The sequence below is a fragment of the Alkalicoccus urumqiensis genome (assembly GCF_002993335.1).
GTDB lineage: Bacteria > Bacillota > Bacilli > Bacillales > Salisediminibacteriaceae > Alkalicoccus > Alkalicoccus urumqiensis.
This window is the reverse complement of record NZ_PVNS01000001.1, coordinates 281,633-297,424: the sequence shown is the minus strand read 5'-3', so window position 1 is coordinate 297,424 and position 15,792 is coordinate 281,633. Positions and strand designations below refer to the sequence as shown.

The following is a 15,792-nucleotide window of genomic DNA, read 5'->3' as shown; positions in this document are numbered from 1 at the left end:
GACTGCCCCATGCCGGGGGCAGTCCTTTTTGTCAGGCACGAAGCTCTGCACCGCGTGCTTTCTGCAGAAAAGCTGCTTCGATCCGGTCGTAGTCGTCGATTTCGCCGGTCACTTCGGCCAGATGCTGCATTGCTTTCAGCAGAAACGTGCGGTCCAGTTTATAAATATCTTCCGCCTCTAAGTGGACGAAGATATCTGCACAGAAATCCCAGAGCATGGAATGCTTGCTCTCATGAAGGGATTCGGCGATTTTACTGATCGTCTTAATCAGCTCCGTCATAAGAAGGTGGTCCTTCCTTGCATAATAGCGGATAAAACCGAAGCCTTTGTAGAGATACGACTCGAACGTTTCTGAGAAGAGGATGATCCGCACCTGCTTGCTTTTATCATTTAAATAAGGAGTAAACGTGATGTAGTCGGTGACGCTGATCATCAGCTCCCCCATCTGGTGGACGGTGTTGATCGCCGTTTTCGGATCGTTATTGCCGATCGCTTTCACCGCAAGTTCTGCCAGTTTATGCATCCCGAGCTGAATATCCTGCAGCTCCATCTCTTTATGACCGATTTTAATCATCTTCCGGTACTTTTCCAGGTCCACATCAGCAGAACCAGGCCCCCATACACTCAGGAGGCGGTTGCCCTTCAGAACGAAGTTTCCCATCTGTGCGTGGAAGCGGACGATCACATCATCCCGGCGCGCTTCCTCAATCATCGCGCGGTAGTCGACCAGCTGCAGGTATCCATTGGAACTGGTCGTGAGAAAACGGCGATCCCGCTGATGCTCTTTCATTAAATCGCCCGGCTCTTCTGTTCGGTAAATTTCCAGCTCTTTTCCCAGCGTGTTTTTAACTAAATGCCGGGAATTCTCTTTCATCGTATCCGTAATGTTGTGCACCTGCATCCAGGTTGTAGCGTGGTTGATAAAGTACACAAACGTCATCGCCGAAGAAAAGGCGAGTCCGATTGTAAACAGAGGGACAAATACGAACTGTTCGTGCTGTGTACTGCCGATAAAGAGAAAGACGAAAAGGACGTATACAAAGTTGCCGTTAAAGACACCGAGTGCGTGCTGTGTCCGCCGGTCGGAGACGAAATTCAACAGCATCCGCGGCGAAAACTGCGCACTGAATGTCGTCAGAACGACGAGAAGCGAGTTCAGCGTGAAAGCGCTCAGTGTGAGAATACCGCCGATGAGCGTGCTGACGAGCATCTGTGTCGCATTGGCGCTGATGCTGATGACATCTGGTACATACAGCGACGGATCGTAATACAAATCGAGAAAAAGGGTTGTCCCTGCCATAAACGACGACAATAGAATGTAGAACAGCGGCATATACCAGAGCGTTGACTGCATTTCATACTTACGCTCCCGCCGCGTCATGAGAAAATATTTCTTCACGGACGGCGGGAGTAGGTTCAATAAAATAAGCGCACCTCCTCAAGGTGAAAAAGATTTGGGAAGCAGAAGCGGAAGAAGAGCAGCCGCTCTCCTTCCGGAAACTTATACAGTATAGGGAATACTTGTTTCTTCCCGGTGGAGTTCACATTTAAACGCAGTATCTCGACAAATGCTGGCTGAAACGGATATCTACTATGCAAAATAGTGGTTTTCGTATGGGGAAATCTCGCTTTTTATGCCGGGGAGTGGCCGATTCAATTATACTGAAGAAAGAGAATGCCGCGTTTTTTTCACCGCCGGGGGACAATCGGCTTTCAGGCCGGAAGGAGCAGAGCGATGGGATCGTCCAAATCGTGGATTACCGTAATGCTTGCCATTCTGCTGCTTGCTGCTTCGATGGGAACTGCCGCTGCCGGATCGTTTGGAAGTGACGTGAACAAAATGCTTGCGGAAACAAAAGCAGCCACTGCCAAATACCATCAGATTGAACGGGCGCTGGATGATGGCTATGAGCTGGGCTCCCCGTGTGTAGAGAACATGGGGTACCACTATATCAACATGGAGTATGCCATGACGCCGGGACACGATCATACGAAGCCGGAAGTGCTCTTCTATGAAGAAATGAAGAACGGAAAACTGAACCTTGTCGCCGTTGAATTTGTCGCTTTCGGTGGAGACCGTCCGGACCAACAGCTGGCGATTCAAAAAAATAGAAATTAAATAGATAGTAAGACATATACCAAAGCAATATTTCCAGGGTATACTAAAAGTAGTAAGAGAAACGTAGGACTTCTGAAAAAGGCAAACTTCACCGAAAGGGAAGGACGCAAAGCTCTGAGCCTGTTCACTGCATGACGCAGTGTATGGTCGTCAAGCCGCCGGAACGACAGCCGCTTTCTACCGGCTTCGACTGGCAGAGAGGGGTGTTTTTATGTATAAAAAAGCAGGTATTATGCTGATGGCTCTCGTTGTTTTATTTGCCGGGACCGGTGCAGCAGGGGCGGTGGAGGAACCGATGACACACGACCGGGCAACATGGTTCTGGGATACATGGCAGATCCATACGGAAAAGGAGGCAGTTCTTGACTTTCTGGAATCCCGGGATGTCACGAAGATCCATCTTCAGGTAAACCGGGATGTGCCGGCTTCTTCCTACGCTTCGTTTATTCAAGAAGCAGGAGAGCGCGGAATGGACGTGTACGCACTGGACGGAGCACCCGAATGGGCAGCGCCAAAAGGAGAGAGGCACCTTCAGGTGATGCTCACGTGGCTGACGCAGTATCAGCAGAATCATGAGGGAGCAGCCCGTTTTGCCGGTATCCACCTGGATGTAGAGCCCTATTTATACGAAGGCTGGAGAACCAATCAGGCGAAAACGGTTCTTGCCTATCAGCAGATGACGCTTGCCGCCCTGACCGGCGCAGAGGCTCTTTCACTCCCGCTGGAAATGGACCTTCCTTTCTGGTTTGACGAAATTACGTATAAAAACAAACTGGGGCGCGGCGTGCTGGCAGAGTGGGTCATTTCAAAGGCTGATGGCGTAACGCTCATGTCCTACCGTGACAGCGCAGACGTCATCACCGAGCTGATCCGGCAGGAGCTTATATACGGAGAAAAGCACGGCACGCCGATTACTGCAGGTGTGGAAACAATGGCCTCTGCAGAAGGAGCGTACCTCACGTTTTATGAAGAAGGTGAGGCGTACATGAATCAGGAGCTTGAAAAGCTCCATGGACAGAACGGATCAAGCGCTGCGTTTGCAGGCCATGCTGTGCACCATGTCGGCAGCTGGCGCACGATGAAACCATAAGCAGACAAGGCTTGGACAGATCCGCCCTCAACACATAAAAACGCGTTCGATGACCCGGTTGGGATCGTCGAACGCGTTTTGTTTGTACATGACGAGGGCAGATTTTTGTTCCGGCGGTCTCATGCAATGATATATAAGATACCCAGCACGAGAAACAAAGAACCGAAAAATTTATACCCTATTTTTACCGCCTTCCGTTCGGTTTCGTCAATAAAGGATAAAGCTAGAAAGGCGCTGCCGATTAACAAATAATGATAGTAAAACGGAAAGTGAAATACGAAAACGATGATGACGCCCACTAAAAATGGAATGAGAATCCACAACCTCTGTTTCAATATATCCCTACAATGGCGCTTCCTTTTATTGGATAATTATACCATGTTTCCATTCGGTCATCAAAAGCAGAAAAGCTCTGCTTTCGCTGCCGGGAGGAGAGATCAAGCGTACTTTACACATCGCTGCAGCAGCATTCACTTCGTTACCAAGGCTTTCTGATGGTTATTTCCCGGGAAATACTATGCATTTGCCCGGCGGAAGCTGAATGTGGCAAGAAGCACGAGAAGGGCGGCAAACCCGGCGATGAACAAAATTTCTTCGATCATCGTCACCGGCCGGCCGAACACATCAAGGTTCAGTCCCATAGCATTCTGTACCTGCGGCGAAAGACTGTCGACATCAATCATGATTTTTTTCATGACATCCACGCCGTACGTCACCGGATTTAGCTTGACGATGATATCCATCCAGGCAGGCATATTGTTGATCGGAAACAGCGCGCCGGAAAGAAAAATCATCGGCATGACAAGTACCTGGACAATCATCTGAAAGCCCTGCGTGGAGCGGATCAGACTGGCGATGAGCAGGCCGAGACCTGATAGAGCGGCGGCGAATAAAAACATAAACGGAAGCACCTGCAGCAGCGAAACGATGCTGTAGGAAAGCCCGAGAAGCGGGATGAGCAGAAAGAGGATAATCCCCTGAATCGTCGCAACCGTTGCCGCACCGAGCATTTTGCCGACGGCGATACTCACCCTGGAGATCGGGGAGACGAGAATTTCTTTCATATAACCGAAATCTTTATCCTCAATTATCGACAGGGAGGAGAAGATCGATGTCATGAGAAGCGTCATCGCGACAATTCCGGGAAACACAAATTCGACGTAGTTAAAGCCTTCTCCGGCACCGGCCATGCTGCCCATCATGCTTTCCATCGTCCCGCTTAATCCGCCGCCGAAAATGAGGAGAAACAAGATCGGCATCGTAAAGGAACCAAAAAGCCGGGCTTTATCCCGAAAAAACTTGAGCAGATCGCGCTGCCAGATTGCATAAATACCTTCCATTGTGGCTTCTCCTTTCTTAGTCCTCTGCAGCTTCGCTGATTTTTCTGCCGGTAAAGGCAAGGAACACGTCATTCAGTGTCGGACGCCGGATATTCAGGGAGGTGACGGGAGTGTCCAATGACTTTAGAATGGTGGAGACGAACTTGTCGCTGTCGGCAACTTTAATGCGGAGTATGCCGTCATCCACGGTGATTTCCGCTTCCGGCACAGCTGCTTCGACTTCCCGGCGGGCAGCCTCGTTATCGGTGGAGGAAAGTTCAATGATGTCTCCGCCGAGCTGTCTTTTCAGCGCATCCGGCGTATCGATGGCAATGATTTCCCCCTGATCCATGATCGCGACACGGTCGCTTATCTCCGCTTCGTCCAGGTAGTGTGTCGTTAAAAACATCGTAATGTTTTCTTTCTTTTTTAAACGGAGAATGTATTCCCACAGGTGGGCCCGCGTCTGCGGGTCAAGTCCGACAGTCGGCTCATCGAGGAAAAGGACCTTCGGATAGTGGAGCAGGCCGCGTGCGATTTCGAGTCTGCGCTTCATGCCGCCGGAAAAGGTATCGACACGCTGATTTTCTTTATCTGTTAAATCAACGATCTCCAGGACTTCCCGAATCCGCGCTGCCCGCCGGGATTTTGGTACGCGGTAAAAGCGGCAGTGAAGCATAAGGTTCTCTCGTGCAGTCAGTTTTTCATCGAGCGTATTTTCCTGAAAGATAAGCCCAATGCTTTCCCGGACTTTTCCGCGCTGCTTTGCAGCATTCCATCCATTAATGGTAATCGAGCCGGAGGTCGGGGCGAGCATCGTACAGATCATATTGATCGTCGTACTTTTTCCGGCACCGTTTGGCCCGAGAAACCCGAAAATTTCCCCCTGGTCCACATCGAAATCAATGTTGTTCACGGCGGTCGTCTGCTTGTACGTTTTTGTCAGTCCCCGGACGGAAATAATCGGCTCCATGTCGCTCTCCCCTTCGTAGATAGTTCTGATATAATAACTATATGTATTATGTGTGGAAATAGGAAAGAAAGTCAACTGAAAGGAGGAAGAGAATGAGCGGTACCAAGAACGAGCGTCTTGTAGAAGAGCTCTTGTCCGTCCTGCCGCTGTTTTCCAAAAAGATCTTCGGAAGTATGCGTGTCATCGAACACGATTCTCTTCATGCGATGCATCTTCACATACTTCACGTCATTGCAGATGCTGGAGAACTTCCGACGACAGAGGCAGCGGCGAAGCTGGGACTTCGAAAATCAAATTTCACCCCGCTTATTCAGAAGCTGGAGCAGGAGGGAATGATCGTCCGCCGCCGGGATGAGAAAGATCAGCGGATAATGCTGGCAGCACTGCTTCCGGAAGGGGAAAAGCTGCTGGAAGCACAGAAAAAAAGAATGGAGGGCGTAGTGGAAGAGCGGCTGGACCGTCTTCCGGAAGAAGAGAAAGAAAAGCTGCACCGGGCCGTTCACGATCTGCATCACGTACTGAGCCGTCTCGATGAAGCCTGAACGATGGGGGTTTCCCGATTTCTCCTCATTTAAACAAATATTACGGTGAAATAATCCGATTGTTATGTTCCTGTAACACAAAGCGTTATTGTGTCTGGTACAGTAGCAATTGTGGAAAAAACGACACGGATAGACAAAGGTCGCCGTAATTTTTAGATGGGGGTATGTACAGTTTATGAAGTGGTGGGGAGTATTAACAGCAGCTTGTGTATTTGCATTTGCACCGATCGCAGCCGAAGACGTGGAAGCAGCAGGAACCGTGGATGAAATTATTTCTTCTGGAGAAAGTCAGCTTGGGACACCGTATCAGTGGGGAGGGACCTCCACGAGCGGATTTGACTGCTCCGGATTTACAGGATACGCATTCTCAAAAGCGGGTGTTGACCTTCCGCGTACTGCACAGCAGCAGTACGGTGTAGGCGATTACGTTTCCCGCTCCAACCTGCAGCCGGGAGACCTTGTATTCTTCAGCGAATCCCGTTCAACATCCAGCATTACGCATAACGGTATTTACATCGGGAACAATCAGATGATTCATTCATCCTCTTCCCAGGGTGTATCGATTGCGAGTCTGAGCAACTCTTACTGGTCTCCACGCTATGTCGGCGCCAAGCGCGTTGTACAGGAGCAGAATCCGGAAGTGGCAGCAGCATCCACCCCGGCCTATGAAGCAGTAGATGTGTACATTAATGGTTCGGACCTGGATGAAGAAGCGGTAAAAACGGACGGACGCACACTTGTACCAATGCGCGCGATCTTTGAAGAGCTCGGTGCGACAGTACAGTGGGACAACAGCACGAAGACAGCAACCGGAAACCTTGACGGGAGCGAAGTAGCACTTTCTATCGGCGAAGAGACCGCGTACGCAGACGGATCTGCAGTGACGCTTGATCAGCCGGCGGATATTGTGGACGGACGTACAATGGTACCGCTCCGCTTTGTCGGTGAATCTCTCGGTGCGGTCGTTCATTGGGATAACAGCACACAGACCGTACAGATTTCCCAGTAAAATAAGATATGACTCGGATTACCCTGCAGACTGCCCTCGTCTGCAGGGTGTTTTTTTGTTTATTCTGCCGGTTCCACCCAGATCAGGTGATCAAACGGAATACGTCTGCCGGCAAAGCGGAGTTCTTTTGTCAGTTCGTTAATCCCTTCCACTGTGCCCTTCTCTTTGTAATGAAACCCATCTTCCCAGAAAGTGACATACACGTCTTTTTCATAATGCAGCGCATGGAGTGCCTCCTGTCCCATCATGCCGAGCGCATCCTGATCCGGACGCGGCGGTGGCACCTTCTCCTCCGAAGCCCAGTGCGCCTCCAGCGCATCCACATGCTCGTGCAGCATCATCCGCGACCCTTCCCATAAAAGGTTGCCGCGCTGAAGATATTTTTCCATTGGGAACACCTCCTGAAGTGCTTTTCTTTTACTATACAAACATTTGTTCGTATTTGCAAGAGGGAAGGTTGTGAAACTTTTCCTTTTGATGCGCGTAAACAAAACAGCATATAGAAAAGAAAGAGGAGGGGGAATATGGCACTTACACCATGTCCGGAATGCCGTGAGAGCGTGTCTACGCGGGCAAAAACGTGTCCGCACTGCGGCTACCCTTTACAGCCGGACCGCCCGATTATCGAGGAACGTCCAAGAAAAGAAGAGCCGGATCATACGGTTACTTTCTGGGGCGTCGTTGGAGCGGTGATTCTCGGTATCCTTATTATGTCCTTTCTCTAATCCCCGGCGGTCTCTTTCTCTGGGCAGTCAATCTGCTGATCCTTCAGCCGGCGGACATCCACGTGTTTTTCAGCAGCTGGATGAATGATGTTCTGGCAGGATTTCTGCTTTCGGGAGGAACGGGCCTGATGGGCTGGGTGTTTCTCGGCAGGAAGTGGTTCACGCGGCTTAGAAGCATTGTTCTTTTGACGTTTTCTGCAGGAGTGTTCTGGGAGGGGATTACCCCGCTGTACCTCACCCACAGCGTCCGTGACCCCTGGGATCTTGCAGCGTATATTTCAGGCGGAATATTGTATTGGTCGTTATTTTTTCTGTTGTTCGTCTATAATGAGCACAAAGACTTACGATTCAGCGAAGATCGTCTCTCCTGATTCCTTCTTTGGTGTGATAAAGTGAGGGTAATGGTAAAGCAGTGGAAACGCTGCGGCACAAAGCTACAGGGGCTGTGGGGACACCTATGCCAGCCAGCTGCCATTACCACTCAAAGGAGGAATCAGGTAATGAAAAAATTCTCACTCAGTCAGCGTGTTTTAGCATCCGCCATGGCAACGGCTCTCGTCGTCGGAATTGGTGGGGCGGCACTTGCAGATGATCTGCGTCCGGGCCTTCCGGAACAGGCACAGGCTCAGGATGACGATAACAACGATGACAATGATAATGACGACAACGATGACGATAACAACAATGACAACAATGACAATGATGATGACAACAACGACGATGATAACAACAATGATAATGATGATGATAACAACAACGATGATAATGATGATGATGACAACAACAACGATAACAACAATGATGATGATGATGACAACAATGACGATGATAACAACAACGACGATGACAACAACGATAATGACGACGGTGAAAGAGGCGAAAACCGAAGCGAGCGGGCTAAGCTTCAGCAGGAGCGCCGTGAAGAAATGCAGGCAGCAAAAGAAGTTTCCATGGCAGAATTCCACCGCGTGCGCCTGGAATGGAAAGACCGCCTGAACAGCGAAAGAGAAGAGCGGGAAACGATGGGAGATGTGGACGGTGCGTATGAGGTTCAGGAAGAGCTCGTACAGACAGATCTCCGTGATAAAGAAAGCTACAAAAAGCTGGCGGAACTGTATGATAAGAAGCAGGGGAGCGCTCAGACCAAAGTATTCGTCAACGGAAGCCATCCAGTGTTCGACGTGCCTCCTGTTGTGAGAGAGGGCCGCACACTGCTGCCGCTCCGGGCTGTTTCAGAGGCGCTGCGCGCAGACGTGGACTGGGATCAACAGACAAAAGCCGTGACGGTGGAGCGGGGAGATACAGAGATCCGTCTGGTTCTTGGCGATACGACCGTCACCGTAAATGGACAGGTGGTAACGCTGGACGTCCCAGCGCTTCTGGAAAGCAACCGTACGATGGTACCGCTCCGTTTTGTGAGTGAAGCATTGAATGCAGAGGTCGATTGGGACAATGAAACGAAAAGTGTCGTTGTGATTGACGAAGAGGAAGACAACTCCTGATACAAAAGAAATGAGGCGGTCCAGTGAGGTTAACCGTAAAAGGAACGGCCATCCTGCTTCTGCTTTTCAGCCTGCTTCTTCCCGCAGGCGGAGCGGCAGCCGAGCAGATCGTTGTAGATAATGGAAAGATTGAGAACGGGCGTACCCTGCTGCCGCTCCGGGCCGTAGCGGAGGCCGGCGGCAGTGATGTTACATGGAATCAGTCTGCCCGGGAAGTGACGATCGTCCGGGGGAGCACAACCGTCGTGCTTCCGGTAACAGGCGGGGATGTGCGCATTAACGGCCAGGCAGTGCCGGTAAACGTCGGAGCCCGCGTGGAAAACGGCGTGACGTTTATTCCGCTCCGCACGTTCAGCGCGGCGTTCCGTCTGCCGCTGTCCTGGGATCAGGCTTCCCGCACCGCTTCGGTAGTATACGATGGAACAACGGTCATCGTGCTTACACGATAGAAACAAAGCACAGTACGGAAGCATTCCTTCCGGCTGTGCTTTGTTTCATTTTCTAAGAAAATGTCCATTTCTTCGGATCCTTTGTGGATGGTTTTCGTCTAATTAGGAGGAAGGCCAATCGATAAGGGAGGAAAAGATAATGAAATACTGGCTCGCTGTACTTATCGTCCTTTTCTGCGGGGTGGCTGGATGGACTACATCCGCTGAGGCAGAAGAGGACCGCGTCATTATTGAGAATGGAAAAATCGAGGAGGGGCGGGTGCTGATGCCGCTTCGCGCTGTTGTGGAAGGCGGCGGTGGGGAGATCACCTGGGACCAGGGGACGCGCACGGTGACCATCGAGTACCGGGACACGACGATTGAATTGCCTATCAACAGCCGGACAGCACGCGTGAACGGAGAAAGCGTGTCACTCGATGTACCGGCCCGCGTGGAGCGGGGTACGACATTTATTCCGCTGCGGTTTTTCGGGGAAACACTGAATCGTCCATTCCTCTGGCGGCAGCAGACGAAAACAGCTTGGATTTTCTTTGGAGAGACCCGGGTGGAAGTGCATCAGGGAACATTTGCACCGGACCGGCTGAGCACAGAGCAAAAGGAGAGCTATGCCCGGCTGATCGGCGATGTGAACCGCCTGGACGACTTTTCCCAGATCCGCTCCCATTTCCGGCCGTATTTCAGCCACGAGCTGATCAACCAGATCATCCGCCAGGACGGCTACGTGTTCGAGAACGTGTACCCGACTGAAGAATTGGACATTACGTACGAGACAACGACCCAGGCCCGCTTTTCCGTAAGGGCGGAACTTCGGGATCAGGACTACTTCACAGCCAGTTTCAGGGGCTCCATGCGCTATGAAAACGGCCGCTGGGTGATCGTGGAACTCCAGGATAACGTCTCGCTGTACCCGTAAAAATCATTTCAAGAAAAGCTTTCGCTCTCACATGGCGGGAGCTTTTTGTTTATATCCCGGCGACGTAGGAAGAAACACACAGTACGGAGAGATTATTTGACAATCAAATTGAATTGAACGGGAGATTATGCTACAGTTTATTCACGGTCGTTATTTTTGTAAAATTCGTAATCATTCGAATCGAGGGGGATGTACATATTATGAAGAAAAAAGCTGCAGGACTGAGTACTGGAATTGCCGCTGCTGCACTGCTCGCAGCATGCGGAGGGGGAGACGAAGGAGATACGCCGACCTATACGGTGGCCACCGACTCCAGCTATGTACCATTTGAATACTTAAACGAGGAAACAGGGGAAATGGAAGGGTTCGATATTGACCTCATCAATGAAATCGCTGACCGTGTCGGTTTCGAAATTGAGCTGGAAGTAGTAGAGTTTGACGGCATTGTTTCCGGAATGGGTACCGGGCGCTATGATATCGGCATTGCCGGTATGACTATTACAGCGGAGCGCGCTGAAAACTTCCAGTTTTCCCGTCCATACTACCTTGCCGGGCTTCAGCTTGCTGTCGCAGAAGATAACGATGAGATCCAATCGATCGACGATGTAGACGACTTTAACATTGCTACGCGTGCAGCGACAACGAGTGAATCGTACCTTCAGGATAACACCGATGCTGAAATCACGACGTTCCCGGATATCGTCAGTGCGTATCAGGATGTCGGCGCGGGACGTGTGGACGGTGTGCTCTACGACGTACCGAACGTCCTGTACTACATTGATACAGAGGGCGTCGGCGAACTCAAAGCCGTCGGTGACGTACTGCAGGGTGAAGAATACGGTATTGCCTTCCCGGAGGACTCTGAACTTGTCGAGGACGTCAACGATGCTCTGAACGAAATGATGGAAGACGGCGGCTATGCCGAAATCTATAATGAATGGTTCGGGGACGATCCAAACGTTGACGAGCTGTCGGAAACGGCAGAGGAAGTCATTGAGAGCCAGGGAGAATAATGTGTGACCAGGCACAGTCCAGTGCAGGCGTAACTGCTGCACTGGACGTGTTTTTCCGAGGAGGCAGAGTACATGTGGGATAAATTAAACGAACTCGTTTCAAGTCCGCACTACGTCAACTCCATCCCGTTTATCTGGCAGGGGATGCAGCTGACGATGATCGTCACCTTCACCGGCTTCTTTTTCGGTTTCATTATCGGAAGCCTCGTCGGCCTGATGCGGATTTCGAAAAATAAAATTATCTATGGAATTGCGACCGTTTACATTGAGCTGGTCCGCGGAACGCCGATTCTCGTGCAGGCGTTGTTTTTATACTTTGCGGTATCGGACTTTTTCGGGATTAACTTTGATGCGTTAACCGCCGGGATCATCGCCATTGCGATCAACGCCGGCGCCTACATCGCCGAGATCGTGCGCGGCGGCGTGGAATCCGTGGACAAAGGGCAGATGGAAGCCGGCCGTTCTGTCGGTATGACGTCCACGCAGACGATGCGCTACATCATCTGGCCGCAGGCGTTCCGCCGCATGATCCCACCGCTTGGCAACCAGTTTATTATCAGCTTGAAAGATACGTCCATATTCGCCGTCATATCACTTGGGGAAATGACGTACATTATGCGTCAGTATGTAAGTACCACGGGGGAGCCGTTTGTACCGTATATCATGCTTTGTCTCGGCTACTTGATTATTACCGTGCCGTCTATGGTTATACTCCGCCGTGTGGAACGGAGGTTGGATGTATAAATGATTAAAGTCATGGATCTTCATAAAAGCTTCGGCTCGACCGAAGTGTTAAAAGGCATTGATGCCTTTGTTGAGGAGAAGGAGGTCGTCTGTGTCATCGGCCCGTCCGGATCCGGAAAAAGTACATTTCTCCGCTGTCTGAATATGCTCGAAGAGATCACGGACGGCGACGTGGAAATCGACGGCGTCCGTCTCATGGACCCGAAAACTGACATCAATAAGCTTCGCGCGCAGGTCGGCATGGTGTTTCAGCACTTCAACCTGTTCCCGCACAAAACGGTCATGGAAAACATTACGATCGGGCCGGTGAAAGTGAGCGGCATCTCTCAGGAGGACGCGAACGCCCGGGCGAAAGGACTTCTTGAAAAAGTCGGCCTTGGAGATAAGGCGGATGTCTACCCCGGAAGTCTTTCCGGCGGTCAGAAGCAGCGTGTCGCAATTGCCCGCGCCCTCGCCATGAATCCGAAAGTGATGCTCTTTGATGAGCCGACGTCAGCGCTGGATCCCGAACTCGTCGGGGACGTGCTGGAAGTTATGAAGGATCTCGCCCGCGAAGGGATGACGATGGTCGTTGTCACCCACGAGATGGGCTTTGCCCGTGAAATGGGAGACCGTGTCCTGTTCATGGACCAGGGAATTATTATGGAAGAAGGTAAACCGGTCGACCTCTTCGATAATCCGCAGAACGAGCGGACGCAGGAGTTTCTCAGTAAAATTTTATAGCTTCGTAACAGGCTTCCAGGACCGCATAACGGTTCTGGAAGCCTGTTCGTTTGTATGACAAACAGGCTCCGTATTCGTTTTCGATGGACGTAGGAAAAAAGGTATAATTTATGTCGTTTTTGTTTAATTCATCCTGAATCTGTAAATAGAAGGACACAGCCTACTTATTTTAGAAAGGATGAGACGATGAGAGCGGTAACGTATCAGGGGAAAGACACGATGCAGGTGAAAGATGTAAAGGCGCCGTCCATTCAGGAAGATACAGATATGATTGTGAGAATTACAGCGACCGGTATCTGCGGGTCCGACCTTCATTTATACAAAGGCGGCGTGCCGGCGCCCGAGGATTACATTATTGGCCACGAGCCGATGGGGATAGTCGAGGAAGTCGGCAAGGGAGTCAAAGAACTGAAAAAAGGCGACCGCGTCGTCATTCCGTTTAACATCGGCTGCGGCGACTGCCATTTCTGCAGGAATCAGATGGAAAGCCAGTGCGACAACTCGAACCCGCACACCGAAATGGGCGGACTGTTCGGATTCTCGGAAGACTTCGGCATGCATCCCGGCGGTCAGGCAGAGTACCTGCGCGTGCCGTATGCAGACTTCACGTCGTTTAAAGTACCGGAAAACAGCGAGCTCGATGATGAAAGTGTCCTTTTCTTATCCGACGTCATTCCAACAGCGTTCTGGAGCGTGGAGAACAGCGGTGTCACCTACGGCGATACAGTCGTGATATTAGGGTGCGGCCCGATCGGTCTGATGGCGCAGAAGTTCGCCTGGATGAAAGGCGCGGAGCGGGTCATTGCAGTGGACCATTATGAATATAGGCTCGAGCATGCCCGCCGCACGAACAATGTGGAAACGTTCAACTTCGATAAGAATCCGGAGATCGGCAAGCTTCTCCATGAGAAAACAAAGGGCGGCGCACGCGTCGTTATCGATTGTGTCGGCATGGACGGCACCGTTCCGCCGAATGAAGAATTCGGCTCGGAGGGAGACAACCAGTTCGGTACGATCAGCCCGATTATCACGGCTTCCCAGGCTGTGCGTAAGTTCGGAATTGTCCAGATTACCGGCGTCTACGGCACCGAAGCAAACAACTTCCCGATCGGCGATTTCTTCACGCGCAACGTGGCGCTTACGATGGGGCAGGCTCCGGTGATTCATATGATGCCGGCGCTGTATAAGATGGTCGAAAACAAGCAGATTGACCCGACCGACATCATTACCCATCCGATGAAACTCGACGATGCAGCAGAGGCGTACCGCATGTTCGATAAAAAAGAAGATGAGAGTATCAAGTTCGTACTAAAGCCGTAACGGCGCATACAAGCGGGCCGGGAGCAGTCGCTCCCGGCCCGTTTTATGCAGTATTCTTTACCCTTCTTCCGGCTTATTTACATAGCCGGCGAACAAAAGCACGCCGGTTTCCTCGTCCTGAACCGTAAAGAGAAACGGACGGTCGACGATCATGTCGAAATCATAACCGGGTGCGGATTCTTCCATCGCAACAGACGTTGCTGCCGCCGCTTCGGTGCCGGTTTCATCGACGTCAATGAAGGTGTTGTGCAGCACTTCGCTGATAAAGATACCGCCGCCTTCCACCATGCGTGAGAAGTCCGCTTCCGCGCTGTTGAACGCCTTCGGCATGCCGAGTTCGATGAGCGGCTCGTTCAGCGTCGTTTCCTCCTCCATCTGGAAGCGGGGGAGCCGGAAGTTCCCGACCTTTTCGGAGAAGGTAAGCGGATCTTCGTTACGGAAGGCGTCGACGGTTTTCTGCAGCGAGCCCTCCTCTTCATGTGGAAGAATAACGTTCATTGACCATCGCTCTTCTTCGCCGTAGGGAAGGGAGACTGCCTGGAACGCGTCGTTTTCACTGTGCAGGAAGACGGGTTCTTTTTCCGCCCGGCGCATCATCATCGCGTCGACCTCTTTGCCGGTGGACGTGGTGAACGTGCCTTCGGTTGTCAGGCTTTCCTCAAAAGGCTCGGCCCAGTCCCCTTGAAAATAAACCGCGTTGATCAGGTACATGACCGTCTGAGGCCGCACCTCGGAAATCATATCCTCAATCAGGCCGTTTGTCTGCCCGCTGATCCAGTCGTTGATCGGTTCCTCGTCTGTCAGCGGTTCCACCTGGGCCTGATATTCCTCCTCCATCTTTTCGATAAAGGTGTCGTCAAACCCATAGTCTTCGCGTTTCCAGATGGAGTTGGCAATGGCAAGCTCCACGTCAGAACCGGTGTCTTCCAGCAGGGTTATCAGCGCCTGGAAGGAAGCGTCGATTTCCTCGTCCTCCAGTCCGTGCAGGGAAAGCACTTCCGTCATTTCCTGCTTCGTCTCCCCATCCGCGCCCGCCATCGTCATCGCCAGTGCCGTGCTGATGCTTGCGGGGGAGAGGAGCTGGTTTTCCTCCTCCTGGAGAAGGTGATCGAACAAATTCCAGCCGAACGTCTGGGTGGAGCCGGGCACGTCTTCGTTTACATCTTCCATGGAAACGTCGTCCGGCTCTTCTTCCGCCGGCACCGCATCCGCTGTATTTTCGGCATCAGGTGAGTTTTCGCCGCAGGCCGTAAGCAGGAGGGTGGCTGACAGAAAACCGCTCCAGGCTGCAGTTGTTTTAAGATGGCTCATGCAAAACGCCTCCTTTTTTCAATGGTCGATACGACCTTTC

At 51.5% G+C, this 15,792-nt stretch carries 19 protein-coding genes and 2 riboswitches; of the genes, 13 read left to right on the top strand and 6 right to left on the bottom strand.

Going from position 1 to position 15,792, the window contains the following annotated elements:
* Positions 1-31 precede the first annotated feature (31 nt).
* Positions 32-1,399 carry a DUF2254 domain-containing protein gene (locus C6I21_RS01290; RefSeq protein ID WP_245411500.1) on the bottom strand — a complete coding sequence of 456 codons (1,368 nt, stop codon included), beginning with the start codon at positions 1,397-1,399 and terminating at the stop codon, positions 32-34.
* Positions 1,400-1,675: 276 nt separating this feature from the next.
* On the opposite strand from C6I21_RS01290, the gene C6I21_RS01285 reads away from it, so the two are divergent.
* Positions 1,676-2,119 (top strand): hypothetical protein, encoded by a 444-nt coding sequence (locus tag C6I21_RS01285; RefSeq protein WP_181186025.1) that lies wholly within the window; start codon positions 1,676-1,678, stop codon positions 2,117-2,119.
* 70 nt (positions 2,120-2,189) lie between these two features.
* Positions 2,190-2,282, top strand: a riboswitch (cyclic di-GMP riboswitch).
* Between the two features lie 48 nt (positions 2,283-2,330).
* Positions 2,331-3,209, top strand: coding sequence for an amidase (locus C6I21_RS16135; protein ID WP_142393196.1), 879 nt, complete (start codon positions 2,331-2,333; stop codon positions 3,207-3,209).
* A 119-nt stretch (positions 3,210-3,328) separates the two neighbouring features.
* Here the strand turns inward: C6I21_RS16135 and C6I21_RS01280 are convergent, their stop codons facing one another.
* The 3 genes from C6I21_RS01280 to C6I21_RS01270 form a co-directional block, all read right to left on the bottom strand.
* Complete coding sequence (locus tag C6I21_RS01280) at positions 3,329-3,544, bottom strand: hypothetical protein (RefSeq protein ID WP_142393195.1); 216 nt, start codon at positions 3,542-3,544, stop codon at positions 3,329-3,331.
* Positions 3,545-3,724: 180 nt separating this feature from the next.
* Positions 3,725-4,549 (bottom strand): ABC transporter permease, encoded by an 825-nt coding sequence (locus tag C6I21_RS01275; RefSeq protein ID WP_105957606.1) that lies wholly within the window; start codon positions 4,547-4,549, stop codon positions 3,725-3,727.
* A 16-nt stretch (positions 4,550-4,565) separates the two neighbouring features.
* Positions 4,566-5,501, bottom strand: coding sequence for an ATP-binding cassette domain-containing protein (locus tag C6I21_RS01270; protein ID WP_105957605.1), 936 nt, complete (start codon positions 5,499-5,501; stop codon positions 4,566-4,568).
* 92 nt (positions 5,502-5,593) lie between these two features.
* On the opposite strand from C6I21_RS01270, the gene C6I21_RS01265 reads away from it, so the two are divergent.
* Together C6I21_RS01265 and C6I21_RS01260 are read left to right on the top strand one after the other, a co-directional pair.
* A complete protein-coding gene (locus tag C6I21_RS01265; protein WP_105957604.1) occupies positions 5,594-6,043 on the top strand; it encodes a MarR family winged helix-turn-helix transcriptional regulator in 450 nt (149 codons plus the stop codon).
* Positions 6,044-6,218: 175 nt separating this feature from the next.
* A complete protein-coding gene (locus tag C6I21_RS01260) occupies positions 6,219-7,052 on the top strand; it encodes an NlpC/P60 family protein (protein ID WP_105957603.1) in 834 nt (277 codons plus the stop codon).
* A 59-nt stretch (positions 7,053-7,111) separates the two neighbouring features.
* On the opposite strand, the gene C6I21_RS01255 is transcribed toward C6I21_RS01260, so the two are convergent.
* A complete protein-coding gene (locus tag C6I21_RS01255; protein WP_105957602.1) occupies positions 7,112-7,441 on the bottom strand; it encodes a YolD-like family protein in 330 nt (109 codons plus the stop codon).
* 135 nt (positions 7,442-7,576) lie between these two features.
* On the opposite strand from C6I21_RS01255, the gene C6I21_RS16130 reads away from it, so the two are divergent.
* The 9 genes from C6I21_RS16130 to C6I21_RS01210 all read left to right on the top strand — a co-directional run bounded on the left by C6I21_RS16130 (position 7,577) and on the right by C6I21_RS01210 (position 14,441).
* On the top strand, positions 7,577-7,777 hold the full coding sequence (locus C6I21_RS16130) for a zinc ribbon domain-containing protein (protein ID WP_142393194.1): 201 nt from the start codon (positions 7,577-7,579) through the stop codon (positions 7,775-7,777).
* An 80-nt stretch (positions 7,778-7,857) separates the two neighbouring features.
* The gene (locus tag C6I21_RS01245) at positions 7,858-8,148 is read left to right on the top strand and encodes a hypothetical protein (RefSeq protein ID WP_181186024.1); all 291 of its coding nucleotides are present in this window, start codon (positions 7,858-7,860) and stop codon (positions 8,146-8,148) included.
* A 22-nt stretch (positions 8,149-8,170) separates the two neighbouring features.
* Positions 8,171-8,253, top strand: a riboswitch (cyclic di-GMP riboswitch).
* 24 nt (positions 8,254-8,277) lie between these two features.
* The gene (locus C6I21_RS01240) at positions 8,278-9,279 is read left to right on the top strand and encodes a copper amine oxidase N-terminal domain-containing protein (RefSeq protein WP_105957600.1); all 1,002 of its coding nucleotides are present in this window, start codon (positions 8,278-8,280) and stop codon (positions 9,277-9,279) included.
* 23 nt (positions 9,280-9,302) lie between these two features.
* On the top strand, positions 9,303-9,728 hold the full coding sequence (locus tag C6I21_RS01235; RefSeq protein WP_105957599.1) for a copper amine oxidase N-terminal domain-containing protein: 426 nt from the start codon (positions 9,303-9,305) through the stop codon (positions 9,726-9,728).
* A gap of 139 nt (positions 9,729-9,867) precedes the next feature.
* Entirely contained in the window at positions 9,868-10,641 is a 774-nt protein-coding gene (locus tag C6I21_RS01230) for a copper amine oxidase N-terminal domain-containing protein (protein WP_105957598.1), read from the top strand.
* Positions 10,642-10,841: 200 nt separating this feature from the next.
* The gene (locus tag C6I21_RS01225; RefSeq protein WP_105957597.1) at positions 10,842-11,654 is read left to right on the top strand and encodes a transporter substrate-binding domain-containing protein; all 813 of its coding nucleotides are present in this window, start codon (positions 10,842-10,844) and stop codon (positions 11,652-11,654) included.
* Between the two features lie 72 nt (positions 11,655-11,726).
* Entirely contained in the window at positions 11,727-12,398 is a 672-nt protein-coding gene (locus C6I21_RS01220) for an amino acid ABC transporter permease (protein WP_105957596.1), read from the top strand.
* Positions 12,399-13,121, top strand: a complete 723-nt coding sequence (locus C6I21_RS01215; RefSeq protein WP_105957595.1) for an amino acid ABC transporter ATP-binding protein — start codon at positions 12,399-12,401, stop codon at positions 13,119-13,121. It begins immediately after the preceding gene.
* 186 nt (positions 13,122-13,307) lie between these two features.
* Positions 13,308-14,441 (top strand): alcohol dehydrogenase catalytic domain-containing protein, encoded by a 1,134-nt coding sequence (locus tag C6I21_RS01210; protein WP_105957594.1) that lies wholly within the window; start codon positions 13,308-13,310, stop codon positions 14,439-14,441.
* A gap of 57 nt (positions 14,442-14,498) precedes the next feature.
* Here C6I21_RS01210 and C6I21_RS01205 read toward each other — a convergent pair whose 3' ends face one another.
* Positions 14,499-15,752 carry a serpin family protein gene (locus C6I21_RS01205; RefSeq protein ID WP_105957593.1) on the bottom strand — a complete coding sequence of 418 codons (1,254 nt, stop codon included), beginning with the start codon at positions 15,750-15,752 and terminating at the stop codon, positions 14,499-14,501.
* Between the last annotated feature and the right edge of the window lie 40 nt (positions 15,753-15,792).